Annotated in this window: 21 protein-coding genes and 1 pseudogene; 13 read left to right on the top strand and 9 right to left on the bottom strand. The window is 57.7% G+C overall.

Going from position 1 to position 26,201, the window contains the following annotated elements:
* Positions 1-139: 139 nt before the first annotated feature.
* From galU to ACTG19_RS08970, 4 genes are all read right to left on the bottom strand, one after another.
* The gene (gene galU / locus ACTG19_RS08985) at positions 140-1,051 is read right to left on the bottom strand and encodes a UTP--glucose-1-phosphate uridylyltransferase GalU (RefSeq protein ID WP_005339121.1); all 912 of its coding nucleotides are present in this window, start codon (positions 1,049-1,051) and stop codon (positions 140-142) included.
* Positions 1,052-1,147: 96 nt separating this feature from the next.
* A complete protein-coding gene (locus ACTG19_RS08980; protein ID WP_115521677.1) occupies positions 1,148-1,468 on the bottom strand; it encodes a ComEA family DNA-binding protein in 321 nt (106 codons plus the stop codon).
* Positions 1,469-1,845: 377 nt separating this feature from the next.
* Positions 1,846-4,026, bottom strand: a complete 2,181-nt coding sequence (gene pta / locus ACTG19_RS08975) for a phosphate acetyltransferase (RefSeq protein ID WP_005339119.1) — start codon at positions 4,024-4,026, stop codon at positions 1,846-1,848.
* A 55-nt stretch (positions 4,027-4,081) separates the two neighbouring features.
* A complete protein-coding gene (locus tag ACTG19_RS08970) occupies positions 4,082-5,284 on the bottom strand; it encodes an acetate kinase (protein WP_005349210.1) in 1,203 nt (400 codons plus the stop codon).
* 304 nt (positions 5,285-5,588) lie between these two features.
* Here ACTG19_RS08970 and yfbV point away from each other — a divergent pair, with 304 nt between their 5' ends.
* Positions 5,589-6,029 carry a terminus macrodomain insulation protein YfbV gene (gene yfbV / locus ACTG19_RS08965; protein ID WP_005339116.1) on the top strand — a complete coding sequence of 147 codons (441 nt, stop codon included), beginning with the start codon at positions 5,589-5,591 and terminating at the stop codon, positions 6,027-6,029.
* Between the two features lie 59 nt (positions 6,030-6,088).
* Here yfbV and ACTG19_RS08960 read toward each other — a convergent pair whose 3' ends face one another.
* The 3 genes from ACTG19_RS08960 to ACTG19_RS08950 form a co-directional block, all read right to left on the bottom strand.
* A complete protein-coding gene (locus tag ACTG19_RS08960; protein WP_439988999.1) occupies positions 6,089-6,589 on the bottom strand; it encodes a YfbU family protein in 501 nt (166 codons plus the stop codon).
* 164 nt (positions 6,590-6,753) lie between these two features.
* Positions 6,754-7,218, bottom strand: coding sequence for a thioredoxin-dependent thiol peroxidase (gene bcp, locus ACTG19_RS08955; RefSeq protein ID WP_439988997.1), 465 nt, complete (start codon positions 7,216-7,218; stop codon positions 6,754-6,756).
* A 24-nt stretch (positions 7,219-7,242) separates the two neighbouring features.
* A complete protein-coding gene (locus ACTG19_RS08950; protein ID WP_005349229.1) occupies positions 7,243-7,776 on the bottom strand; it encodes a glycine cleavage system protein R in 534 nt (177 codons plus the stop codon).
* 205 nt (positions 7,777-7,981) lie between these two features.
* Between ACTG19_RS08950 and dapA the strand changes: the two genes are divergently transcribed.
* From dapA to ACTG19_RS08935, 3 genes and pseudogenes are all read left to right on the top strand, one after another.
* Positions 7,982-8,869 (top strand): 4-hydroxy-tetrahydrodipicolinate synthase, encoded by an 888-nt coding sequence (gene dapA, locus ACTG19_RS08945; RefSeq protein ID WP_005349232.1) that lies wholly within the window; start codon positions 7,982-7,984, stop codon positions 8,867-8,869.
* A complete protein-coding gene (gene bamC / locus ACTG19_RS08940; RefSeq protein WP_031227977.1) occupies positions 8,862-9,989 on the top strand; it encodes an outer membrane protein assembly factor BamC in 1,128 nt (375 codons plus the stop codon). Before dapA ends, bamC begins: the two co-directional genes overlap by 8 nt.
* Before the next feature lie 131 nt (positions 9,990-10,120).
* Positions 10,121-11,259: pseudogene (locus tag ACTG19_RS08935) on the top strand (phosphoribosylaminoimidazolesuccinocarboxamide synthase).
* 128 nt (positions 11,260-11,387) lie between these two features.
* Here ACTG19_RS08935 and ACTG19_RS08930 read toward each other — a convergent pair.
* The gene (locus ACTG19_RS08930; RefSeq protein ID WP_021231956.1) at positions 11,388-11,990 is read right to left on the bottom strand and encodes a short chain dehydrogenase; all 603 of its coding nucleotides are present in this window, start codon (positions 11,988-11,990) and stop codon (positions 11,388-11,390) included.
* A 97-nt stretch (positions 11,991-12,087) separates the two neighbouring features.
* Here ACTG19_RS08930 and ACTG19_RS08925 point away from each other — a divergent pair, with 97 nt between their 5' ends.
* The 4 genes from ACTG19_RS08925 to ACTG19_RS08910 all read left to right on the top strand — a co-directional run bounded on the left by ACTG19_RS08925 (position 12,088) and on the right by ACTG19_RS08910 (position 15,008).
* Positions 12,088-12,987: a LysR family transcriptional regulator gene (locus tag ACTG19_RS08925; RefSeq protein WP_439988996.1), complete on the top strand. Its 900-nt coding sequence runs from the start codon at positions 12,088-12,090 to the stop codon at positions 12,985-12,987.
* Between the two features lie 71 nt (positions 12,988-13,058).
* Positions 13,059-13,700 carry a DUF2057 domain-containing protein gene (locus tag ACTG19_RS08920; protein WP_439988995.1) on the top strand — a complete coding sequence of 214 codons (642 nt, stop codon included), beginning with the start codon at positions 13,059-13,061 and terminating at the stop codon, positions 13,698-13,700.
* Between the two features lie 73 nt (positions 13,701-13,773).
* The gene (locus tag ACTG19_RS08915) at positions 13,774-14,220 is read left to right on the top strand and encodes an HIT domain-containing protein (protein WP_439988994.1); all 447 of its coding nucleotides are present in this window, start codon (positions 13,774-13,776) and stop codon (positions 14,218-14,220) included.
* Positions 14,221-14,309: 89 nt separating this feature from the next.
* Complete coding sequence (locus tag ACTG19_RS08910) at positions 14,310-15,008, top strand: DUF3334 family protein (protein WP_005339098.1); 699 nt, start codon at positions 14,310-14,312, stop codon at positions 15,006-15,008.
* A gap of 67 nt (positions 15,009-15,075) precedes the next feature.
* On the opposite strand, the gene ACTG19_RS08905 is transcribed toward ACTG19_RS08910, so the two are convergent.
* Positions 15,076-16,074 (bottom strand): DUF2860 family protein, encoded by a 999-nt coding sequence (locus ACTG19_RS08905; RefSeq protein ID WP_439988993.1) that lies wholly within the window; start codon positions 16,072-16,074, stop codon positions 15,076-15,078.
* A 206-nt stretch (positions 16,075-16,280) separates the two neighbouring features.
* Between ACTG19_RS08905 and arcB the strand changes: the two genes are divergently transcribed.
* The 5 genes from arcB to ACTG19_RS08880 all read left to right on the top strand — a co-directional run bounded on the left by arcB (position 16,281) and on the right by ACTG19_RS08880 (position 26,185).
* Positions 16,281-18,593: an aerobic respiration two-component sensor histidine kinase ArcB gene (arcB, locus tag ACTG19_RS08900; protein ID WP_224968707.1), complete on the top strand. Its 2,313-nt coding sequence runs from the start codon at positions 16,281-16,283 to the stop codon at positions 18,591-18,593.
* Positions 18,594-18,644: 51 nt separating this feature from the next.
* Entirely contained in the window at positions 18,645-20,009 is a 1,365-nt protein-coding gene (dgt, locus tag ACTG19_RS08895) for a dGTPase (protein ID WP_224968705.1), read from the top strand.
* A gap of 315 nt (positions 20,010-20,324) precedes the next feature.
* The gene (locus ACTG19_RS08890; protein ID WP_005349248.1) at positions 20,325-20,528 is read left to right on the top strand and encodes a hypothetical protein; all 204 of its coding nucleotides are present in this window, start codon (positions 20,325-20,327) and stop codon (positions 20,526-20,528) included.
* Positions 20,529-20,751: 223 nt separating this feature from the next.
* Positions 20,752-24,993, top strand: a complete 4,242-nt coding sequence (locus tag ACTG19_RS08885) for an ATP-binding protein (RefSeq protein ID WP_439988992.1) — start codon at positions 20,752-20,754, stop codon at positions 24,991-24,993.
* On the top strand, positions 24,974-26,185 hold the full coding sequence (locus ACTG19_RS08880) for an EAL domain-containing response regulator (protein ID WP_439988991.1): 1,212 nt from the start codon (positions 24,974-24,976) through the stop codon (positions 26,183-26,185). Before ACTG19_RS08885 ends, ACTG19_RS08880 begins: the two co-directional genes overlap by 20 nt.
* Positions 26,186-26,201 lie beyond the last annotated feature (16 nt).

The raw sequence follows: 26,201 nt of genomic DNA, 5'->3' as shown, positions 1-26,201 counted from the left end.
GAGCATGTGTGAATAAATTACAACATTATGATTTGCTGAGAGTTTATTTACTCTTGATTGATTTTTTGTTGCAAAAATGAAAAAGGAGCATCATTTGATGCTCCTTAAATACGTCTATAAAAAACAGATTTATCAGCGATTACAACTGCTTGACGAACTGCTTCAGCCAGCCGATGAATTCACCATTCAGCTCGTGATGGCGCACACCATATTCCACATTGGCTTTCATGTAGCCGAGCTTGCTGCCGCAATCGTGGCTCTTGCCCTTCATGAAGTAGGCGTTGACCTGCTCCTGCTCCATCAGCATGGCGATGGCATCGGTCAGCTGGATCTCGTCACCGGCACCGGCCGGGGTCTTCTCCAGCAGCGGCCAGATATTGGAGGAGAGGACATAACGACCCACCACCGCCAGATTGGAGGGGGCTTCGTCACGGGGTGGCTTCTCGACAATGGCCTGCATCGGCAGGGACATCCCCTCGCTCAGGGCCTCGCCCTTGATGTCGGCGATGCCGTACTTGTCCACTTCGCTTTCGGGAACCGCTTCCACCATGATCTGGCTGATCTGGTTCTCTTCGAACATGTGTACCATCTCGGCCAGGTTGTCTTTTTTCGGGTCGCTGGCCACTTCATCAATCAGTACATCCGGCAGCAGCACGGCGAAGGGGTTGTCACCGATCAGCGGGCGGGCGCAGAGCACCGCGTGGCCCAGACCTTTGGCCTCACCCTGACGGACGTGCATGATGGTGACGTCTTTCGGGCAGATCTGTTGCACCTCTTCCAGCAGTTGACGCTTGACCCGCTTCTCTAGGGTAGCTTCCAGTTCGAAACTCTTGTCGAAGTGGTTTTCGATGGAGTTCTTGCTCGAGTGGGTGACCAGCACGATCTCTTTGATCCCGGCGGCGATGGCTTCGCGCACTACGTACTGGATCAGCGGTTTGTCGACCACCGGCAACATCTCTTTCGGGATGGCCTTGGTGGCTGGCAGCATACGGGTACCCAGACCGGCTACCGGGAGCACGGCCTTGCGAACTGTCAGAGGAGTCTTTTTCATGGAAAACTATCCAGCGGGATTAAAGTGTGGCCATGATACTCCAAGAAAAATGGGGCAGCCACAGGCTACCCCATTCGTATATGCAGAGCTCGGACGTTATTTGACGATGATCATGTCACGGTTGGCTTCCAGCGTGGCTGGGCCAATGCCATTGACATCTGCCAGCTGATCGACCGAGGTGAACTTTCCCTGTTTTTCCCGATAGTCGACGATGGCTTGTGCCTTCTTGTCGCCAATCCCTTTCAGGCTGGTGAGTTCGGCAAGGGTGGCCGTATTGATATTCAGCTTGCCGGACTCCTTGGCGACCTCGGCTGTGGTTGTTTGCTTGGGCGCTGCCTTATCTACGGCCAGCACAGGTTGGCTGAACAGGGGCAAGCAGGCCAGCAGCATAACTGCAGAGAGCTTCTTCATCAGCATTTCCATTCCTCCATGATGTGGATATTGCCGAGTGGCACATTGATGAATAGCGTATCGAACGGGTCTTTTTCACTGCTATTTCTAACAGGTCAAATCCTCATGCCGATGGCGAAATATTTGCTATAAGCGCTTCGCTATGAATGCCTTCATATATCCAACCTTATGATCTTGAATCTATTTTAGATACATCTTTAAGGTGGCGGGCACGCTTTCCCGCGGCGCTACGCTCGAGACATTTCTGGCACATCACATGGCATTATTCTGTGCAACACTGCGCTGATGGCATGTTTCACTGGTCTTCAAAAGAGAACTAAGAAAAAAGGCTGCTCACCTGGGGTGAGCAGCCTTTGTGATCGGTTTTTTCAGGCTAGAGCTGATTAAGCTTGTTCGTCAGCCTGGGCAGCCTGGATACCGGTCAGGGCGATGGTGTAGACGATGTCGTCAACCAGGGCACCACGGGAGAGGTCGTTGACCGGCTTGCGCATGCCTTGCAGCATCGGGCCGATGGAGACCAGGTCAGCGGAACGCTGCACCGCCTTGTAGGTGGTGTTACCTGTGTTCAGATCCGGGAACACGAACACGGTGGCTTTACCGGCAACCGGTGAGTTCGGTGCCTTGGACTTGGCCACGTTCTCCATGATGGCCGCATCGTACTGCAGCGGGCCGTCGATGATGAGGTCGGGGCGCTTGGCCTTGGCCAGCTCGGTCGCTTCACGCACTTTCTCTACATCGGCACCGGCGCCAGAGGTACCGGTGGAGTAGGAGATCATGGCGACGCGCGGCTCGATGCCGAACGCGGCAGCAGAGTCGGCGGACTGGATAGCGATCTCGGCCAGCTGCTCGGCAGTCGGATCCGGGTTGATCGCGCAGTCACCGTAGACCAGCACCTGGTCAGGCAGCAGCATGAAGAAGATGGAGGAGATCAGGGAAGAGCCCGGAGCGGTCTTGATGATCTGCATCGGCGGACGGATGGTGTTGGCAGTGGTGTGCACCGCGCCGGATACCAGGCCGTCCACTTCGTTGCGCTCCAGCATCATGGTACCCAGTACCACGTTGTCTTCCAGCTGCTCGCGGGCAACCACTTCGGTCATGCCCTTGTTCTTGCGCAGCTCGACCAGACGCGGCACATAGCGCTCGCGCACAACGGCCGGATCGATGATTTCGACGCGATCGGTCAGAACTACACCCTGCTGCTCGGCAACACGACGGATCTCTTCCGGGTTACCCAGCAGCACTGGGCGGGCAATGCCACGCTCGGCACAGATGGCGGCAGCCTTGATGGTGCGCGGCTCGTCGCCTTCCGGCAGCACGACACGCTTGTTGGCCTGACGGGCCAGCTCGGTCAGCTGATAACGGAATGCCGGCGGGCTGAGACGACGGGAACGGGTAGAGCTGACGGTCAGCGACTCGATCCAGTGCTTGTCGATGTGGCCAGCCACATAGTCCTGCACCAGCTCGATACGCTCGCGGTCATCTTCCGGAATATCGACGTTGAAGTTCTGCAGGCTGACGGCGGTCTGCCAGGTGTTGGTACCGGTCATCATGATCGGCAGGCCGGTGGCCATAGCCTGTTGGCACAGCGCCATGACCTGCGGCTCCGGATGATAGTTACCGGTCAGCAGCAGGGCGCCCAGCTTGACGCCGTTCATGGCGGAGAGGCAGGCGGAGACGATAACGTCAGAGCGGTCGCCGGAGGTCACCAGCAGGCTGCCCGGACGGAAGTGCTCGACCATGTTGTGGATGGAGCGGGCACAGAAGGTCACGGTCTGCAGGCGGCGGCTGTCCAGCTCGCCCTTGTGCAGGATCTTGGCGGCCAGATGCTTGGCGAGATCCTTGGCGCGCGGGGCGATCAGCTGGGTGTTCCAGGGGATGCAACCCAGGATGCGCAGCGGGCTCTTGCCAAACACTTGCAGCACTTCCAGGTTGTGAGCTGCGTCAGAAGCGTGGTGATGGGCTTCGAACATCTCGGTCAGGTCAGGGCGGGTTACGCCATGCTCGTCAACCGGCGCGCCAACCTTGTTGATCACGCAGCCAACGATGCGGGGGTTGTTGACACCACCGAAGTTGGAGCAGGCCAGTTCGATGCGCTCTTTCAGCTTCTGGCTGGAGTCATGGCCCGGGTGGGTCACGAATACCATGTCAGCGTCCAGCGCCTTGGCAACGTCGTAGTTCAGCTTGTTGGCAAAGGGCTGCTTGTCGGTCGGCACCATACCTTCGACAACCAGCACTTCGGCACCACTGGATTTCACGTGCTCTTCGAAGCGGGCAACGATCTCTTCCAGCAGGATATCGGTGTTGCTGGAGCTGATCATGTTCTCGGCGTAGGAGAGGGTGAAGGGCTCGGGCGGGTTGATGTTGGCAGCAGCGCGGATAACGGCGGTTGAGCGCTCGGCACCGGTTTCACCCGGACGCGGCTGGGCAACCGGTTTGAAGAAGCTGACATTGACACCGTGACGCTCCATGGCGCGAACAACGCCCAGACTCACGGAAGTTACGCCGACACCAGTGCCGACCGGGATAAGCATAATAGTGCGTGCCACTTTATACCCCTTGTTCATTTTTTGGGATCAGGAAAAGGCCGCCCTGGTGGGCGGCCTCGAGTTACTGCGTCAATTAAGCGCCGACCAGTTCCAGCGCGTCGTGGGCGATAACCCACTCTTCGTTGGTCGGGATAACCAGGGCCTTGGTAGAACCAGCCTTGGTGATCTCGCCACCCTTGCCGAAACGAGCCTTCAGGTTGGCGTCGTGATCAACGTCAAAGCCCAGCAGACCCAGCTTGTTCAGGGTGATTTCACGGATCGGGGCGGAGTTTTCACCGATACCACCGGTGAAAACAACGGCGTCCAGACGACCGTCCATGGCGGCAGCGTAGGCGCCGATGTACTTGGCCAGGCGATAGCAGTAAACGTCCATAGCACGCTTGGCTTCTTCTTTGCTGTCGTAGTTGTCTTCAACGAAACGGCAGTCGGAGGTCACTTCGGTCAGACCCTGCAGGCCGGACTCTTTGGTCAGCATGGTGTTGATATCGGCCACGCTCATGCCCAGCTTGTCGTGCAGGAAGAAGATGATGGCCGGGTCCAGATCGCCGGAGCGGGTACCCATCACCAGACCTTCCAGCGGGGTCAGACCCATGGAGGTATCAACAGATTTGCCGTTCTTGATAGCGCAGACGGAACCGCCGTTGCCCAAGTGGCAGTTGATGATGTTCAGCTCTTCAACCGGCTTGTTCAGCTGCTTGGCAGCTTCCAGGCTGATGTAGTAGTGGCTGGTGCCGTGAGCGCCGTAGCGACGGATGCCGTTCTCTTTGTAGAGCTTGTACGGCAGGGCGTACAGGAAGGCTTCTTCCGGCATGGTCTGGTGGAACGCGGTATCGAATACGGCCACGTTCTTGTCAGCCAGCGCCGGGAATACGCGGCGAGCTTCACGGATACCGATCAGGTGAGCCGGGTTGTGCAGAGGTGCGTACGGAACAGCAGCTTCGATGCCGGCAATCACGTCTTCGCAGATGACAACGGAAGAGGTGAAGCGCTCGCCACCGTGAACAACACGGTGACCGATGGCGATCAGGTTCTTGGACAGTTCCGGATTGAGCGGCAGGATCTTGTTGACGATGAAGTCCAGCGCTTCCTGGTGAGCGGCACCCGCGCCCAGATCGGCACTGCCTTTCTCGCCATTCAGTTTCCACTTGATGCGGGCATCGTCGAGGTTGAAGCACTCGGCCAGGCCGGACAGCAGGTCATCACCGGTGGTTGCGTCAATGACGGCAAACTTCAGGGAAGAGCTGCCACAGTTAAGAACAAGAACCAGCTTACTCATGAATAAATCCTATCGCAGATTGGGTTGTGTAGGCGGATGCGTTGGACGCGGTGCGGCCAAAAACTTTCAACTTATCCTTATGAGGGTTGGCAATCTGTTGCTTGCCCCTTGTATAGTGATACAAGACCCGAAATCCAGACGTCCCTGACAGGTCAATAGCAAGAAGCTTTTGACGCAAAAATGGGCGTACAAAGGATAACCCGATTGTTGAAAAATAACAAAGTCATCCTCAACCTTTGTTACTTTGCATCAAATTTTGTCGAGGTTTTGCCGTTAGTACGTTCAAAAAGCGCTCGGAGGTAGTATGAGCATGAACATTTTTGGAACTAAGTTACAGCAAGGCCGCCATTATATGACGCTTTGGCCGCGCCGTCCCGAGCTCAATTCGATGTTTCCTGAAAATCGGGTGATCAAGGCGACCGAGTTCGCCCTCAAGGTGATCCCCGCGCTGGCGGTGCTGAGCGTGATGCTGCAGTTCCAGTTTGGCGAGCTGCACTACTGGCCCTCCGTCATCACATCCGTGCTGTTTCTGCTCAGCTTGCCGCTGCAGGGCTACTACTGGCTCGGCCAGCGTGCCGACACCCGTTTACCCCCGTCGCTGGCGAGCTGGTATCGGGAGATCAACGGCAAGATGAACGAGCAGGGTGGCCGTCGTCAGCTGGTGTCTCAGCCGCGCTATGAAGAGCTGGCCGATACCCTCAAGGCCGCCTTCCAGCAGCTCGATAAATCCTTTCTCTACGAATAACCCGTTTCAGATGCAAAAAGGCGCCAGTGGCGCCTTTTTTGTTGCGGCCGGTGTGCGGATCACGCTGCCAGTACCTTGCGGATCTCCTGAATGGAGAGCTTGTACTGACGGGGACACTGGCGCCATACAGTTAGCATCCGCTGGTACTTGTCGCGCATGGCGATGTCGCTGGAGAGCTCGTCGCACGGGCACTTGAGCTCGGGGAAGCGCTTGTCCACCTCCAGCAGGAAGCAGACGTAGTCAGCCAGTTCACGCTCCTGGCTGCGGCTGTAGCCGTTGAACTCCAGACGGCTGGCGTTGATCTCGCCCTGATCGGCGGCATCCAGATTGCCCCATGAGATGGCCAGTGCGTGGTGCAGCTCTAGGGTGTCGATTACCTCCTGGCAGGTAGCCAGATCCAGATGGCCGAAGCTCTTCTCCAGTTCGAGGATCTGCAGGCAGTAGCCGCGCTCGATAATGGTGCTGGCACGCTGGTAGAAGCCCGCTTTCTCCGGATTGAGTTTCGCCAGAATTTCGTACTGGTTGCTCAGGATCAAACGCTCTGTGTTGCTCATGTTCATGGGATATCTCGCTGGAAGATGACTCTGGAGCCACGTTAACTCATATATAAAATGAATTTTTTGATCTGGGCGGGGGAGTTGGTGAGAAAAATCCGCTGGCAAGGGGCGGCTGGCCAGACAAAAAAGGCCTGCGTGGCAGGCCTTTCAAGGATGAAGGGGGAAAATTATCCCTTGAGGAAATCCAGCACCACCTGATGGTGATCGCTGGTTTTGAACTTGTCGAAGTGGTGGGCAATCTTGCCCTCTTGGTCGATGAGGAAGCTCTGGCGGTGAATGCCGTCATACTCCTTGCCCATGAACTTCTTCGGGCCCCAGACGCCAAAGGCATCGGCGACGGCGTGGTCTTCATCAGCCAGCAGGGTGAAGTTGAGCTGGTCCCGCTCTTCGAACTTTTTCAGACGTTTGGCCGGATCCGGGCTGATGCCAAGCACCACCACATTGAGGGCGGCCAGCTCGGCGTTCACATCGCGCAGGCTGCAGGCCTGGGTGGTGCAGCCGGGAGTCATCGCCTTGGGGTAGAAATAGACCAGCACCTTCTTGCCGCGCAGGCCAGCGAGGCTGACCTGATTGCCATTCTGGTCGGGCAGGGAGAAATCGGGGGCGGGGCTGCCAGCTTGTAGTGGTTGCATGGGGTCTCCTCGGGTAAAACGCCCTCAGGCGTGTTTGCGATTGACGATAAACTCGAACGATTCGGCACCCAGTTGACGACAGAATTCGGCGAAGGCGGTTTGCGAACCTTCCACTTCACCCTCTCTGGCCAGATTGAGCTGAAAACTGATCTTCAGCAGGTTGAACGGCTGCTGTTCCAGAGTCATGGATTGCATCGCCTGGATATTCCAGCCATGTTCGCTGAAGAACTGGGTGCACTGGCTTACGATGCCGGGCTCGTCGCGGATCAACAGGTCGGCACTGGCGCGGACGTCATACTGCAGGGACTGGTGGCGCTCGGTGCGTTTCATCATGGTGATGAGATCCCACTCCTGGCTACGCAGGGGCAGGCTGATTTCGAGTTGCATCATGCTGTTCCAGTCGCCCGAGAGCAGCATGATAAAGGTAAATTCATTGCCGAAGATGCCAAGGCGGCTGTCTACAATGTTGCAACCACAGCCACTGACGTGGCGGGTCACTTCATTGACGATGCCAGGCCTGTCCGTGCCGATGGCCGTTACGACCAGGTAGTGAGTCATAAATCTTCTCTCGTCCGTTATTTCGTTGCGAAAGCCGCGCTGGCAAGCCAACCCTCCGGCCCTGATGACCACTCCCTGAGGGGCGCTGCCGACTTTCGTCCATTACTTTTTGTTCCGGATGGTATCACGGCTTGCCCCCTCTCTCCCTTGTTTTTCAAAGGGGTCAGCTTTACCATTACGCCCCTGAAAATCGGGAGAAAAGTCCATGTTACGCGGTAGTATTGTTGCGCTCGTTACCCCCATGCTGGCTTCAGGTGAAGTCGATTGGGCCAGTCTGGCCAAGCTGGTCGACTATCATGTCAGCGCCGGGACCAGCGCCATTGTTGCGGTGGGGACCACAGGGGAATCGGTGACCCTGAGCGAGCAGGAGCATATCGCCGTCGTTGAAAAGACCGTTGAGTATGCCGCCGGACGCATTCCCGTCATCGCCGGTTGCGGCTCCAACAATACTGCCCATGCCATTGAATTGGCAAAGCGACTGGCCAAAACCGGCGTGGTGGCGGGCCTCTCGGTGACTCCTTACTACAACAAGCCTACTCAGGAAGGTCTCTATCGCCACTATTGTGCGATCGCCGAGGCTAGTGGTCTGCCCCAAATTCTTTATAATGTGCCCGGTCGCACCTGTTGCGATCTCAAACCGGAGACCGTGGCCCGTCTGGCCAAGGTTCCCGGCATTATCGGTTTGAAAGAGGCAACCGGCGATTTGAGCCGCACCCCGCTGCTGCGCGAGCTGTGCGGGCCGGAGTTTGCTCTCTACAGTGGCGACGATGCCACTGGTTGTGATTTTATGCTGCAAGGTGGCGATGGCGTGATTTCGGTCACCACCAATATTGCAGCGGCCCAGATGGCCGACATGTGTCGTGCTGCGCTGGCCGGTGATGCCGGGCAGGCGCATGACATCAACAATCTCTTGATGCCGTTGCACAAGACTCTGTTCTGCGAACCGAGCCCCACCCCGGTGAAATGGGCCTGTGCCCAACTGGGGTTGATTGCAACAGCCACCTTGCGCCTGCCGCTGGTTGACCTCACCCCCGAGGGCGAACAGCTGATGGCGCGAGCACTGACCACAGCGGAGTTGATGGCGAGTGTTTAAATCTAATGGAAAGGGAAATAGAGCCCGTCTGGTGCTGAGCGTTGCGACTGTGGCCGTCTTGGCCGGTTGCAGCACCCCCCAGGATCGCAAAATGGCCAACCGCGACTTCGGTTATGAAGATGCCCGCCTCGAGGGCCGCGCGTTCTTGATCCCCGCAGGATTGAGTGCCCCCACCTTCAACAGCCAGTACGATATCCCGCCGCTTCCCGAGAGTAGCCGTGAAGGTGCCCTCGGCGCCCAGGTTGATGTGCGCCCACCCGCTCAGCTGCTGACCGTGGTACCGGGCAGTCAGGTGGTGCAGAGCGCAACCGAACCGACCGTTGCCTTCTATGCCCTGAGCACCAGCCAGAGCGTGGAGCGCGATACCTGGTCGTTCCTGATGAACTTCCTGGCCAAATACAAGGTCACCACCGAGAAGCTGGATCAGCAGGATGGCGTATTGCAGACCGGCTGGTTTGACAACACAGTCGCCCTCGATGGCTGGGGTGAAGATGACGAAGACTTCAAAATCCGTCAGCGTTACCAGTTCACCGTACGCAACGATGCCCAGCGCCACGCCGTCAACATGTCGGTCCGGGTACTGGATCACGAAGAGACCATCGACGGCGAGACCAGCAACAAGCTGACCCCTGCCGATGCCCAGCGCTATGCCGCGCGAGTGCTGAACCAGTTCTCTCTCTATTACGACAGCCAGCTGAAAGCCCGCGAGCAGCACAAGTCCAACGATGGCATGGGTCTGCAACTGGGTCTGGACAACAACGAACTGAGCGCCTGGATTGCCGAAGGCTCCTTTGATCAGGTGTGGCGTCGCCTCAACCAGGTACTGCCCGCTTACGGTTTCACCATCAAGGATACCCAGCAGTCTCTGGGCTGGATCGACGTCGAGTACGAAGAGCCGAGCGCCGAGTTCTGGAAGGCGAAAGGGAGCGAGCCGTTCAAACTGGAGGAGGAGAAATACCGCTTCCAGCTTGGCGAAATGGCGGGAGGCAAGACCTCCATTACCCTGTTCGACAAGGACAAGAAGCCGGTATCGTCCGGGGTTATCTCCCAGATGTATATCAGCCTGTCCGAGGCGTTCGCCAAGGGGCTGGCCGATCAGGCAGCAGCAAAAGCAGAATAAATACAGGGGCCTTGTGCCCCTGTTTTGTTATCAGAATCCCCCTGAAAACGCGGGGATTCCGAGCGGTTTTCGATGATGCGAGCCCCCTTGCCAGCCCGTTGCAAACAGGGCGCGCAGGTGAGGAACTCGCGATGTTTACCCCCCCCAAACAGGAAGTGTTATTAGCCATGAGTCTTGCAGATCAAGTATTGGCGGTGAATGACGATTTGCCGATCCGTACCGATAAACCTGTCCATTCCGGCAAAGTGCGCAGCGTCTACTGGTTGACCCCCGAAGACAGTGCCCGGCTCATAAAAGAGAAAGGCTATGATGTGCCGGCCGATGCGCCCCTCGCCCTCATGGTGATCAGCGATCGCATCTCGGCCTTCGATTGCATCTGGCAAGGTGTGGATGGCCTGAACGGCGTACCGGGCAAAGGGGCTGCGCTCAATGCCATCTCCAGCCACTGGTTCAAGCTGTTCAAGGAGAAGGGACTGGCCGACAGCCACATTCTGGATATTCCGCACCCCTTCGTCTGGATCGTGCAAAAAGCCCGTCCGGTGATGATCGAGGCGATTGCCCGCCAGTACATCACCGGCTCCATGTGGCGTGCCTACAAGGATGGCGAGCGCGAGTTCTGCGGCATCACCCTGCCGGAAGGGCTCAAAAAGGATCAAAAGCTGCCGGAAATCCTCATCACCCCGTCTACCAAGGGCGTGCTGAAAGGGCTGGATGGCGTGCCGGAAGCCGATGACGTCAACGTCTCCCGTGCCGATATCGAGCGCCACTATAAAGGCTTCAACTTCAGCAAACCGGCCGACATCGACCGCTACGAAGTGCTGCTCAAAGAGGGCTTCAACGTCATCAGCGACGCGCTGGCCGGGCTGGATCAGATCTTCGTCGATACCAAGTTCGAGTTTGGTTACGTCCACGATGCCGCCGGCAACGAGAAGCTGATCTACATGGACGAAGTGGGCACCCCCGACAGCTCCCGTATCTGGGATGGCGCGGCCCTGCGCGACGGTCAGATTGTCGAGAAGTCCAAAGAGGGTTTCCGTCAGTGGCTGCTCAACCACTTCCCGGATCCGGACATCCTGCTCAACAAGAACCGCATGCCGGAACGTTTTGCCCTGGCCCGCGACAACAAGCTGCCGACCGAAGTGATGATGGATATCTCCAACACCTACGTCGGGATCGCCGAGAAGATTATCGGCCAAAGCTGGCGCGTTCTGCCAATCCCAAGCAGGAGATCATCGAGGTGCTGCGCGATCAGTACGGTCTGATCGACTAAGTGTTGCTCTCTTTTTTTGTCGCCAACAAACAAACGTTTGCTGGTGGCGATGGAGAGAGGCAGAGAAACAAACGGGCCCCGCTATGGGGCCCGTTTTTATTGCTGGTCTGGCGGCAAGCGAGCGGCGATCAGCCGTTGACCCTGAACACCTGACCTGTCTGGATGCCCAACACCGACTTCTTGTAAGCCTGCGCCACCTTGGCGGCGGGCACCGGTACGAAGCCCGGGAAGAAGTCGGCGTATTTGTCCATCGACTCCGCCAGCACGGTCGGGCTCACCACGTTGATGCGCAGGCCTCTGGGTAGCTCGCAGGCGGCCGCTTTCACAAAGTGATCGATGGCGCCGTTGACTGTGCTGGCGCTCACGCCCCAGTTGATCGGCTCCTCGCTCAGAATACCGCTGATCAAAGTGATGGAACCCTTGTCAGTCAGATAGGGAATGGCGGCGCGGGTCAGGTTGATCTGGCCCATCAGCTTGCTCTCCAGTCCCACCTGCCACTGCTCGTCGGTCATCTCGGTCAGGCCGTTGAAGGCCACGCTGCCGCTGGCGACGACCAGCGCATCAAACTGGCCCACTTGGGCAAACAGTGCCTTGATGGAGGCGGGATCGCGCATGTCGACCGTGGCATCGCCACGGCTGTGGCCGACCCGGATCACCTGATGATCTTTGGCAAGCAGTTCACTGACAGCTGAGCCGACGGTGCCGGAGGCACCCACAATCACAATTTTCATCTGCATCACTCCTGGTTGGGGTGTGTTGATTCTAGCGCAACATAAAATGCGAAAAAGCGCGTAAAATAAACCCATTGTTTCCATATTGGAGCTAATGATGGATATCGCCCATCTGGCCAGCTTTTATGAGGTGGTGCTGCGCGGCAGTTTCTCGGCCGCTGCCGATACGCTGGGAGTTAGCAAGGGGATGCTGAGCCGCCACGTCAGCGCGCTGGAGACCTCCCTCAATGCACAACTGTTGCAGCGCACCACCCGCCGCCTCAGTCTGACCGAGGCGGGCAAGACCCTCTATCAGCAGGCGGGGGAGATCTTCGCGCTGGCTCGGCAGGCGGAGCAGGATATTCAGGCGCTGACCGAAGAGGATTGCGGACGACTGCGCTTTACCTGCCCGGTCAGCACCGGCGATCGCATGGTGAGCGAACTGCTGACCAGCTTTGCCGCGCTCTGCCCGGGAGTGGAGGTGGAACTCAATTTCACCAACCAGATGGTCGACATGAGTCAGGGAGAAAACGACATCGCCCTGCGCGCCATGAGCGAGGTGCCGGACAATCTGGTGGCCCTGCCGCTGGGGCGGCTCAAGGATGTGGTGGTGGCCAGCCCCGCGCTGGTGGCGCGAGAGGGGTATCCTGCCACTCCCTATGAGCTGAGCGGGCGCAGCTGCCTGTTGCAGGGGCACAATCCGGCCTGGGAGCAGTGGCACTTTATCCGTGAGGGGGAAGAGGCCCACATTCTGGTGCAGGGCAAGGTGCGGGCCAACCACTACAGCACAGTGCTACAGCTGGCGCGCGCCGGTATGGGCTATGCCAAGTGCCCGCTGATGCTGGTGGAATCGCAGCTGACGGCAGGAGAGCTGGTGACCGTGCTCGACGAGTGGCAGAGCGGGCTGCATCAGCTCCATGTGCTGCATGCCCAGCAGCGTCGGGTGCCGCGCAAGATCCGGCTGTTCAAGCAGGTGCTGGCCCAGTGGTTTTCCGAGCGACCCCACTACCTGCTCTGAGCGGCGTTATTTTTCTGTCATCTTCGGCTGCTACCCTGCGCCCATCATCGGCATCAGGAAGATCAGCGGGAATGAAGAGCAATAGAGGGTTGACCGGGTTTGTGCTGCTCTGTGCAGTGTTGGGGGCTGGCAGTGTGCAGGCCATGGTGGAAGTGAAGGTGCCGGAGAATTTCCGCATCCTCGCGGTGAGCAACGGTACCTTGCAGGACGAGCAGCATGCCACCCTGGCGGATGGCGAGCAGCAACTGTTGGTGCGCTTCGAGGGGGTGATCCCCAGTCGCAGTAGTAGCGAGAATGATCGGCAGGTACGCTCAGAGCCGCAGGTGGTGCGCTATCAGGGCAGCAATCAGCATTTGCAGTTGATGGCCAGCGTACCGGGGGACGAGCGGGGGATGCAGGCCTATGCCAAGGCTCCTGTGGTAGCGCTGCAGGAGAATGGCCGCGCGCTTGCCATCCAGCAGGACGCGCTGGTGACCAGCGGCATGCTGCTTGGGGTGGATTGGAACGGCAAACTGGCTGAATACAACCGCAGCGGCGGCAAGGCGGCGCTGACGGCTGGCGCCGTTGCTACGCAGCCAACGGCCACGGCCGCTGGTGGGGCTCAACCCGTTGTGGCAGCCAGCGAGCTGGAAGGGCAGTTGCAGCAGTTGTTCCTCCAGGCAGACCCGGCCCTGCGCAAGCGCTTTATCGGTTGGGCCGTCCCACAGCTTTAAGTTTTCTGCCCGTTGCAGTAACGTGGACACTCCTTTTTCAGGCGCTCTGTTCATCGTACTCAACGAGGTTTTCATGTTTGAATTGCATTCACGCCTGCAGGCAGATACCCGGTGGCTCGGGGATCTGCCCCTCTGCCGTGTCTTGCTGGCCAAAGACAGCCAGTATCCCTGGCTGATCCTGGTACCGCGAGTAGCCAACCTGCGGGAAATTCACCATCTGGCGCCGGAGCAGCAGCAACAGCTGATGCAGGAGTCCTGCGCCGTCGCCGCTCTGATGGAGCAGGCCCTCAGCCCGGACAAGATCAACATCGGAGCGCTGGGCAATCTGGTGCCACAACTCCACCTTCACCATGTCGCCCGCTTTGCGACGGATCGCGCCTGGCCTGGCCCCATCTGGGGTGCTCATCCGGTCGTGCTTTATGAGCCACAAGTTTTGGCACAGCAGGCCGATATATGGCGTGCCCGGCTCGCCAAGCTGAGCGGTTTCACCCCTGTGGCTGCTGATAACGGAGTCAACTGAGAGGCGTGTCGCTATTTCAGTCTCCGGGCCGCGCCATCTGTTAGAGTTATGGTATAGATAAGCCCATTTTCGATGTTCAGGAAGGTCCCATGATAGTGACAAGATCCGATGACGATGCCGTATTGACCACAGAGGATGTGCTGCTCAGCCTGTGCAACTCGGTGACGGACGTTTTGAGTGCCGCGACCATGAGTCAGGTGCGGTTTTCCGGCATGGTGCAGCGGATCAGCAAGACCTGCCTCAAGCCGGATATCGGCTGCTTCGTGCTGTTCGATGGCGGTTTTTCCGGTCTGGTGGTGATCAACTTCTCCGCCGCCGCCGCCATGGAGCTGTACGAGAGCTACATGCTGAGCATGGGACTCTCCAAAGAGGATCTCGCCATTTCTCACACCTCTGACGAGGTGAGCAACGTGATGGGCGAGCTGATGAACCAGATCGTCGGCAGCTTCACCGTCAAGGTGGGTCGGGATCTGCAGACCCACATCACCCAGAACCAGCCGAAGATGCTGGCCCTCAACAAGCAGGTGATGCTGAGTGTCGATACCAATCTCGACAGCCCGGAGTCCCGCCGCGTCACCTTCTTCACCGCCCGCAACAACATCTTCTATCTGGAGCTGGCGATGGACAAAACCGAGTTCATCCGTATCCACAATGAGGGGATGGAGCACGAGGAGCTGGATCCCGATGCGCTGATCGCCCAGGCCAAGCAGGATGCCGCCAAGCCGGCTCAGGCTGCGGCCCCGGTCGCCAACGATCACGACGATCTACTCGACTCCCTGGGTATTTGAGTCAAACGCCGGATAGCAACAAGGCCACCTTCGGGTGGCCTTGTTGTATCGGTGCGCACAACAGTCGTTAGAAGTTGTAGAGCAGGCCGGTGTTGAACATCACGGATTCAGAATCGTAGAAGTTGATGTCGGAATCGGACTTGGCATAGCCAGCGGTAAAGGTTGCGGAGAGCGGCGCAATACCGAACAGGCGGTGCCAGAAGAAGGTACCGGTCAGGGCAAACTCGTCGGAGTCGGCGTTTTGGCCAAAGATGGGGTTGGCCTCATCATATTTGGTCTGGCCCAGATAGGCGTTGCTGACGAAAGACCACTGGGAAGCGCGCATGCCGTAGGTCAACTGCAGGCCGTTGCTCTTGTAGCTTTGGGCGCTGCCGTCCAGGTCGGCTTGGCGGTAGATAAAGGCTGGCTCCAGCATCTGACCGGGTGCCAGCTGCCATTTGTAGGAGAGGTCGAGGGCGTGGATCTTGCCGTTTCGATCCAGCTTGGTTGCATAGTTTGTCTGGTTATCCTTATCGTATTGCTGGCCGCTGCGCTCCTCATCCACCTCGATGTTGCGGGTGGTCAGGCTGCCATTGAAGTTGCTACCCCAGATGCTGTCCCAGGCGAAGCGAACCCCTTTTGATTTGATATCGGTCGACTGGCGATCAACGCCTACGGCGAAGGGATCGCTCCACTGCTCGGTCGGCATGGCATTAAAGACCACGGAGCCAGCTACGATGCCCTTGTCGCTCATCTCCTGACGGATACCGAGCTGCTGGGTGAAGTCGAAACGGATGGCATCCTGGATCAGGTTACCGAGGAAGACCTGGGTGCGGGTATCGGCAAAGGTGTAGCGGATATCGGCGTTGAGCAGCGGGGCAACGGCGGAGCTGCTCTCGGCACTGCCCAGTCCGCTCAGGCGGCGGTTTTCATCATCACCACTATAAAAATTCGATTCGTAATTGATGACACTGACCCCGCCAAGCAGGAAACCGGACCAGCCAGACTCCTTGGGAATTTCGCCCAAATCAGCATAAGCACTATTTGCGACCATCAGGCCCAGGCCCAGCAAGGTGGTATTGCGCATCGGATAACTCCTAAATTAAATGGTTGTGAATTATTTCAGCCGGTGAGTATAAAGAAAAAACCTTAATGGCAACTGACTCAATATTGCCAATTATCCTAACCCACTCATTTCATTCGGCGAATCGTTAATTAATTGTGCGAGATTAAGAAGAGTTCACTCGGTTGTGCTGGTATTCTATACCGCGAATATCGGGGGAAAACAATAAGATGAAACAGATTAAATCCTGGGCGCAATATTATGTCGATCTGATGACCAAGCTGGGACTGGTGCGCTTTAGCATGTTCCTGGCGGCGGGCATTATCGTGCTGGCGGTCGCCATCCAGATGGGGGTGACCCTGTTCCTGCGCGGCAATATCGATGTGATCGACTTCGTTCGCTCGGTCTTTTTTGGCCTGCTGGTGACCCCCTGGGCGGTCTATTTTCTCTCCATCGTGGTGGATCAGCTGGAGGATTCCCGTCAGCGACTGAGCCGGATGGTGCGCAAGCTGCAAGATATGCGCGAGCGGGATCTGGAGCTCAATACCCAGCTGCAGGAGAACATCAGCCGCCTCAACGCCCAGATTGCCGAGACCAACCGGGCCGAGAGCCTGCGTCTGCAGGCCATCGAGGATCTCGAGAACGAGGTGTTCCAGCGGGAGAAAGCCCAGCTCCATCTGGGGGAGCGCACCGCGCTGCTGCGCTCCTTTATCGACTGCTCCCCCGATCTGGTCTACTACCGCAACGAGGATGAGCAGTTCTCCGGCTGCAACCGCGCCATGGAAGAGCTGACCGGCAAGGTGGAGGCCGAGCTGATCGGTCTGACCCCGTTCGATGTCTACAAGCAGGAGATCGCCAACAAGGTGGTGGAGACCGACAAGCAGGTCTTTGCCAGCAACGAGCCGCTCACCTACGAGCAGTGGCTGGAGTATCCCGATGGCCGCAAGGCTTACTTCGAGCTGCGCAAGGTGCCCTTCTTCGACCGCTTCGGCAAGCGACTCGGCCTGCTCGGTTTTGGCCGCGACATCACCGAGCGCAAGCAGTATCAGGACAAGCTGGAGAAGGCGAGTCGCGACAAGACCACCTTTATCTCCACCATCAGCCACGAGTTGCGCACCCCGCTCAACGGCATCGTGGGCTTAAGCCGGATGCTGATGGATACCCCCCTCGATCCCAAGCAGCACCAGCAGCTCAAGACCATTCACCTGAGTGCGGTGACCCTTGGCAATATCTTCAACGACATCATCGACTTGGACAAACTGGATCGCCGTCGCCTCGAAATTGCGCCAACCCGTATCGACCTGCCTGCCTTCCTCGACGAGCTGGAGACCCTGTCGCGCATTCAGGCGGAGCAGAAGGGGCTCTATCTCCATTTCGATCGCGATGGCGACATGCCGCAATTTGTGATGGCTGACGGTACCCGCCTGCGTCAGGTGCTGTGGAATCTGGTGGGCAACGCGGTCAAGTTTACCGATGAGGGGGGCGTCACCGTGCGTTGTCTCTCCCATCCAGCCGACGAGCCGGGCAAGCTGGCCCTGCACTTCGAGGTGGAGGATACCGGCATCGGCATCCCGCGCGCCCAGCAGGAGAAGATCTTCGCCATGTACTATCAGGTGCAGGGCAAGAAGCACGCCACCGGCACCGGCATTGGCCTCGCGGTCTCCCGTCAGCTGGTGCAGGCGATGGGCGGGCAGCTCTATGTGGACAGCGATCCGGGCGAAGGCTCCTGCTTTACCGCCGAGCTGGAAGTGGCTTGCGCCGAGCCTGTGTTGCCAGAGCAGGAGGAGGAGATGCCCTCCCTCGATATCCTGCTGGTGGAGGATGTGGAGCTTAACGTGACAGTAGCCTGCGCCCTGCTGGGCAAGCTGGGTCATCAGGTGCAGGTGGCACGAGACGGCACCCAGGCGTTGGCGATGGCCAACCCGGATGATTTCGACCTCATTTTGCTCGATATCCAGCTGCCGGACATGACCGGCTTTGATGTGGCGAAAACCCTGCTAGAGCGTTATGGCGACAGCCTGCCACCCATGGTGGCGCTCACCGCCAACTCCACCGGCGATCGCCAGTACTACCGGGATCACGGCATGCAGGATGTGATCAACAAGCCGCTTGGCTCCAAAGCGGTGCGGGAGGTGATTGGTCACCTGTTTGCCGATCTGGCCGAGGATGAAGCGGACGAGCAGGGTGATGCGGGCAATCAGGATGCCCTGCTGGATATCCCCTTCCTCACCGATTACGCCGATACCGTGGGAAAGCAGGTGCTGCTCTCCAGCGTTGATCTGTTCGAGAAGATGATGCCGGACTACATGGCGGTGCTTGACTCCAACATGATTGCCAAGGATCAAGCTGGGGTGGTGGAAGAGGCACACAAGATAAAAGGGGCGGCAGGCTCCATCGGTCTGCGTCGACTGCAGCAGACGGCCCAGCTGATCCAGAGCCCGGATCACCCCGCCTGGTGGGAAAACGTGGAAGACTGGATTGAGACGCTGCGCCGCGAATATCCCGGCGATATCGCCCGTCTGCGGCGCTGGTTGCTGTCTTGAGGCTGGAGGTTGTCTTGAGTCTGATGGAAGTTGCTGGCAAGGAGCTGCGAGATGTATAGCCGTTTGATTACCCCTGCGCGCATCCACCCCTGGGGGAATGAGGAGCTGCTGGAGGCGACCGAGCAGGATCGCGCCCGTATCGTGCAGGCCGCGCCGGTGCGCCGGTTGCAGCAGAAGACCCAGGTCTTTCCGCTCGATGTGAAGGCCTCGGTGCGCAGCCGCCTCACCCACTCGCTGGAGGTGCAGGAGACCGGTCGCCAGATCAGCCGCCGCATTCTGGCCGCCTTGCCTGCCGGGATGGTCTGTGAAGGGGCCTTTATCAATCTGGTGGAGATGTCTTGCCTCTTGCACGATGTGGGCAACCCGCCGTTCGGCCACTTCGGTGAGCAGGTGATGAGCCAGTGGCTCGGCGAGATGCTCGCTCCCCTCTATCAGCAGGCGCTGGCGCAGCCCCCCTCGGCCCAGTGGGCTGAACTGCGTCAGGACCTGCAACTGTTTGATGGCAACGCCCAGAGTCTGCGGCTGGTGCACAGCTTGCACGAGCTCAACCTGACGCTCGGACAACTGGCGGCACTTTGCAAATACCCGCAGCAGCCGCAACCCGGCGTGAGCTATGGCCAGCATCATGGCTGGAGCAGCAAACGGGGCATCTTCTTTAGCGAGCAGCCGCTCTACCGTGCCCTCGGTCAGAGCCTGGGATTGGCCCCCGGCTGCCGTCATCCGCTGGTTTACATCATGGAGGCGGCCGATGACATCTCCTACTGCATCGCCGATCTGGAAGATGCGGTAGACCGGCGGATCCTGACTCAGGGTGAACTGCTGGCGGCGCTGCGAGCTGCTGACCAGAGTGACTACATGGGCACCTTGCTGGATGAGGCGCTGGCCTCTGGTCGGGGCTTTTTCCCCCATTTTCGCCAGCTGTTGACCCGGGATCTGGTGGCGTTGGCGGCGCAGAGCTATGTCAGCGAACATCAGGCCATTTTGCAGGGATCCTATCCGCAAGCGCTGCTGCACGGTCAGGCGCCGGCGGCGCGGGTGCTCGATATCCTCAAGCAGGTGGCCCGCGAGCTGGTCTTTATGCGTCCCGAGGTGGAAGCGCTTGAGCTGGAGGGGTATGCGGCGCTGCGCGGGGTGCTCACCAGTTATGCCTGCCTGTTGGCGCTGCCAGCGCCACAGTTTGCCCGTCTGCTGGCCGGGGAGGGGAGTCAGGCGCTTTTCTTTGCGCGCCGCCTCTATCACCGCCTCTCGGCTCGTCACCTCAAGGCCTATCGATTGGCGATCGCCACCCCGGATCCACGTTTTGCCTGTAAGCATGAGCAAGAGTGGTATTACCGGGTGCGGTTGCTGCTCGATTATGTCAGCGGCATGACGGATACCTACGTGCTGGAGGAGTACCGGCTACTCTCGGGGATCTGATGTCCCAAGCTCCCCTTCGGGCAGCATAAAATGCCGTAAAAACGTTTAAAAAGGAGTCGCAAGAGGCTTGTTTTAAATTCGGATATTTTTTAGACTTCTGCAACCTGTTCAACTTTTATCCTGTAAGGAGACGAATATGCAACATCTGATGCTCAATATTGCATTCTCTCGCGGCACTGCGTGCGGCGTGAAATCTCGTGCTCTTTTACCGCGTGGCGTAAACAGGTAACCCCTGTCTTTTTATCACCCGCGGTTCGTCCCGCAGGGTGATATCCACTTTCTCCGGGAGAACCGCATGTTCAACTGGAGAATGTCATGTCTATCGAACTGGTTTTACTGCGCAGTGTTGAATCCCTGGTCCAGAGAAGGATTGCCCGGGTCGAGCGTCGTCTCGTGCAGGTCAATCTGTCACCCGCCCTGCTCAGGGATATCGGGCTGGAAGGATATCAGGGTCAAATCGCCCTCGTTCGCGAGCGGGAGTATCAAACCGGCTTCCGCCTCGGGAATCGAATAACCTGATCGCGAGGGGGAGAATAAGATCCCCCTCGCTAGTGAAATGGCAGGCTGCCCGCCTGCCATTTTTCCATATTATGGTTGATTCCAGGTTCACATGTTGGTGACTCAGTATTATCCTCTATGCCCTCTTTGTAACAGCTGTGATTGTTTTCTCGCCTTGCGTCGTCAGGATCTGCAAGATTAGAGGTGGCAGCCCTATCTGTTTTACTTATCAGGACAAGACCTTATGCCACTTCTTCGTCAGCTTTTTCTTCCCATTTTGCTGTTGTTTTCAGGCATGTTGGCTGTTGCGGCTCCCCAGCCGCAAGATGAGAGCACAAGTAACGAAATTTCTGCACAAAAGGAGCTGCTGGTCGGGGTTCCCCGTGGTGGTTATCCCCCTTTCATCTATCAACTCCCCAACCTGCGTTATGCCGGTCCGCTCAAGGAGCTGGCCTCGCGTATTGCAGCCGAAATGGGCGTGTCATTGCGTTATATCCCCTACAACTCCTACGTAGATGCCCAGATTGCTCTCCAAGGTGGCCAGATCGATGCATTAATCGGGGTCGAACGTAATGCTCTTGAGCTGAAGGGGATAAACCATATCGGCAGTATCGGTTCATATGCCCGCTCCATTTTAATGCATACCCCGGATCAGCAATTGACCCTGGAGCAGGCGCGCAAGTTACGCTGGGTCTGTATTCGCGGGTTTGGCAGTTGTAATGAATTGGCGCGTTTGGGGATCTCTGATGTAACTGAGCTGGAGAGCCGCACTGAGGCGACCTATATGGTCAAGCTGGGCGCTGTCGATGCATATCTTGAGTTGGGGCCAATTGTTACCCTCAAGATGGAGAGAATGCCAGCGTCAATGGGGGTTGTCGCTCCTGGGTGGCTTTCTGGCAGCACGTTGACGATGGCGACCAGTTCCCTCCAGCCAGAACTGAGTGAGAAGCTTTGGCAGGCATATCAACGGATACCCGTTGCAGACTCACGATTACGGTTGCATCAGGAAGATGAACGCGCCAACGCTGGTCTGTTGCTGGAACCAGATGAGGCTAGTTGGCTGAAGCAGAGAAACAAGGTCATCAAGTTCGCCGTTGCCCCCAGATTTGCCGGCATCAGTGAAATCGATGACGAAGGTGAATTGCATGGCTATACGGCAGACCTGATGAAGTTATTGAGTCTGCGCTCCGGGATCCGCTTTGAGCTGGCGTCGACAAATACCTGGCAGGAGTCACTTAAAATGCTGAAAGAGCACAAAGTGGACCTTATTCCCTTGATGACACCGCTCAAGGATCGTCAGTCCTTTGCCTCTTTTACCTCCTCCTATCTGAAGTTAGACAGCTATGTTGTAGCCAGACACGGTGCTCGCCCGCTGAAGTCGTTGGTCGAGCTGAAAGGGCGTCTGATTGGTGGTGTGACGGGCTCTTACGAAGCCTCTCTCATTCACGCGCTGGGCGCCAATATTATCGAAGGAGGCAAAGATGCCGATTTACTGACCTTGCTTGATACTGGGCGAGCCGAATATGTGCTGTTGACCATGACCAATCTGGGACAGCAGGCGATGAAGGGGTTCAATGATAAGTATCAGGTGGTGCTGAGCTCTCCCGAATTTTCCGTACCTATCAGTATGGCCGTCGACAATGCTCAGCCCGAGTTGCTCCGAATCATGGACAAGTTGCTGCTGACCATCACGGATGAGGAGTGGCAACTGCTGGAACGACGCTGGCTCAATGTGTCGGTCAATATCGAGTCTGATTACACCCTGATTTACAAATGGTTGGCCATAGGGGGGGGCGCCTTGCTCGTCAGCGGTTTGCTGGTGATGTTCTGGGCTCGCAGTTTGCGTCGCCAGATTGCGCAGCGTAAAATCGCAGAGGACAAGCTGAACGAACAGTTGCTGTTTGTGCAGACCTTGCTCAACTCACTGCCAACCATGGTGGCGCTACGTGATAGCGAGCAGCGGATCACCTTGTGCAATCAGGCCTATCGCGATGCTTTCCTCGGTGCTGGCAGTAGCAGTGAGGAGCTGCAAAACATGCCAGAGACACTCAGAAACAGTGTGTTGGAAGAAGAGCGTTTGGTGTGGCAGACCGGACAGGATCTGGAGGGGGCAGGCAGTAACCTGCGAGCTGATGGTACGCCCTGCCATGTTATCTATGCCAAACGCCCTTATCGCGATCCCGATGGCAATATGCTGGGGGTGTTGACAGTACTGACCGATGTCAGCCGGATCAAGGAGGCGGAGGAGCGCGCCCGTCAGGCTGAAAATCGCCTTACTCAGATTACCGACAGCATGCCTGGGGTGGTCTATCAGTATTTGTGGCAAGGGCCGGGCAAGGGGCGCTTTCTTTATGCCTCTCAGGGGACCAACGAGATTCTGGGGGTATCTCACCAGGATTTATTTAACGCTGAATCGGGTGGTGAGGTATTTGGCTTTACCGAAGAAGCGCTGCAGGATTTTGTCAGCAAGGTGGCCAATCATGCCGAGACTCTGGCGCCCCTCGATCTGGAGGTCAAGGTGGAGCGACCTGATGGAGATCGCTATCTGCAAGTACGTGGCAACTTTGTCAGACAGGAGCAGCAGGCATTGATCCTTAACGGGGTGATTCAGGACATCACTGCCCTCAAGCAACAGGAATATGAGCTGCGCGAAGCTCGCGCCTATGCCGAGCAGGCGATGCAGGCTCGCAGCCGCTTTTTGGCAACGATGAGCCATGAACTACGAACACCCATTTCAGGCATGCATGGCATGCTCGAATTGCTGCAAATGAGCGAGCTCAACGACGACCAGCGTTTTATGGTGCGCAATGTGGTCACCTCGACCAACAACCTGCTCTATCTGGTCAATGACATCCTCGATTTCTCCAAGATAGAAGCGGGTCAGTTGCAGTTGAATTACCAGAGCAGCCGGTTGCAAACGGTGATCTGCGATGCCATTCGTGGCCATGCGACACTGGCTCATAACAAGGGGCTCCACGTGGTGCTGGAGTGGGAGCATCATGTGCCGGATTGGGCCGACATCGATGGGGTGCGTATTGGTCAGGTCATCTCCAACCTGCTCAACAATGCGGTGAAGTTTACCGAACAAGGGGGTATTACTATCCGGGTCAGCTATCTGAGTGAGCAACTGACCATCAGTGTCAGTGACACCGGTATCGGGATCGCCGCAGAGAAGCAGGCGCTGCTGTTCACGCCTTTTGAGCAGGTGGAGTCAGATATCAACCGTCGTTTTGGTGGCACCGGACTGGGGTTGGCAATCTGTGAGCAGCTGGTGTGCAAAATGAGGGGGGCACTGACACTGACCAGCAAGGCAGGAGAGGGCTCCAGCTTCCGCTTTACCGTGCCGCTAACCAATCCGCAGTGGGATCCCCCTGCTTTGGCTGACACAGAATGGTGGTTTTTCAGCGATGACACCAACCTCGAAGCGGCCATGGTACGGCAGGGGGCCAAGCTCAGGTACTTGGGGGCCAATGAGCTCAGTCGCTCACTGGAAGGGTTGCTGTTGGCCGATCAACGGTGGCTTGAGCAAGCGCTTGGGGGGGAATGGCAAAGCTGGCTGCAACACTCTGCGCTGAAGGGGATCATAGCGTCACCCGATGAGGCGTTACGGGGGCGGATTGGTGAACAGAAATGGTGGCGCCTGGGTCTATCTCCTCTCTATCCGGATCTTCTGCTGGAGAGCTGCCACGAATTGCTACAGGAGCGGGTCACACCAATCCTCCCTGCGCTTGCAGAGAAGCTGGGTGGCAAAGTATTGGTGGCCGATGATCATCCGGTCAATCGTGCCTTGTTGGCACGGCAGTTGGCCATTCTTGGTATCGAGGCTCAGGTCGTGGAAGATGGCGAGAAGGCTCTGCGGGCCTGGCAGGGACAGCAATTCTCTCTGCTGCTGACTGATTGCCATATGCCGGTGATGGATGGTTATGCTCTGACCAAGGCGCTGCGGGCTGCGGGAGTGACGGCCCCCATCATAGGGGTAACGGCAGATACGTCGGAAGAGGCGAGTGCTCGTATGGTAGAGGCTGGCATGAGTGACATGTTACTGAAGCCCTACCCGCTGGATATCTTGCGCCAGATGCTGGCCCATTGGCTGGCAGAGAGGACGCCAACCAGAAGCGCGGTTGCGCCCGTTGTTGGGGCTACAGGCATGCAGGCTGAGCGCTGGTTGGCGCTGTTTGGTGACGAGCTGACCGCGCGAGCCATGGCGGTGGAGTATCTCGATTCCAACCGGCAGGATGGCGAGGCCATGATGGCAGCACTGATTTGTCATGATGCCAGCGCCTTGGTAGAGACCGCCCACCGGATCAAGGGGGCTGCCCGAATGGTCGGGTTGGAGGAGCTTGCCAGCCAGGCTGCCATGCTGGAATCGGCAGCGCGATTGAAGCGGCTCGACGAGCTCGACGATCTGGTCAGCACAGTGCAGAGGTTGATGACGTCGATTGCCCACGACATTGGATTATGGCTCGATGAAAAAAGCACAACATGAGTTGGTCATCATGGTCGTGGAAGACCATGGATTTCAGCGCAAGGCGCTGCTGCACCAGATCCGCAGCCTGGGTTACCAGAATCTGCTGGAAGCGGTTGATGGTATCGAGGCGTTGGCGCTTAGCCAGCAACACAACGTCGATATCCTGTTTTGTGATCTGCGAATGCCCGGAATGGATGGCATGGCGCTGTTGCGCCGCCTGTCGCTGGGTGGTTTTCAGGGCGGCATTATCCTCTCCAGCGCGCTTGAGGGGGATGTGGTCGAAGCCGTATTGCGTATGAGTAGCGCTTATGGCTTGCAGGTGCTTGGTCGCATAGAGAAACCCTCAACGCCGCAGCAGCTCCAGCGGCTTATCCAGGCTTGGTCACCCCGGCAGGAACCCCTCAGGGAGGAAGAGGGACACAGAATAGGACTCGATGAGTTGCGTCGGGCGATCGAGCAAGATCAACTGCTGCCCTGGTATCAGCCCAAGGTGAGTTTTGCATCTGGCGAGTGGGTCGGGATGGAGGCGTTGGCCCGCTGGCAACACCCCGAGTTTGGCCTGATCCCTCCCGGGCGTTTTATTTCACTGGCGGAGCACAACGGGCTTATCGATCCGTTGACCGAGGTGATCATCAGCAAATCTCTGAGTGATGGTCATTTATGGGAGGAAACCGGGTTGTCACTCAATCTGTCGATGAACCTCTCCACCACCTCACTCATTGAAGGGGATCTTTGCAACTTATTGATTGATCAGTGCAAGCGCTGGAGTATCAATCTGGAGCTTATCACTCTGGAGGTGACCGAGAGCGCATTCGTACAGGATCTGGGCAAGTCTCTGGAGGTGCTGACCCGGCTGAGGATGCATGGCTTTGGCCTCTCCATCGATGATTTTGGTACCGGCTACTCCTCGATGCAGCAGCTGGCACTGTTGCCGTTCACCGAACTCAAGCTGGATCGCTCTTTCGTCGATCGCTGCCATGCCGATCCGTCACGTTTGGCTATCATCGAGTCCAGTATCGAGTTGGCCCGCAAGCTGGGGCTGAAGTCGGTGGCTGAAGGGGTAGAGGATGAGGCGACCTGGCGAGCGCTGGCCCAACTCGGTTGCGACCTCTGTCAGGGATTTTTCTCTGCCCGCCCGATGCCGCGCAGTGAATTGGCTAATTGGCACCGGACTTGGCAAGATAGATTGCCTACACTGATATCTATCTGATTCTGTTGGCTGGATC

It is taken from the genome of Aeromonas sp. 3P (assembly GCF_051919745.1).
GTDB classification, from domain to species: domain Bacteria; phylum Pseudomonadota; class Gammaproteobacteria; order Enterobacterales; family Aeromonadaceae; genus Aeromonas; species Aeromonas veronii.
This window is presented reverse-complemented; position numbering and strand designations above follow the sequence as displayed.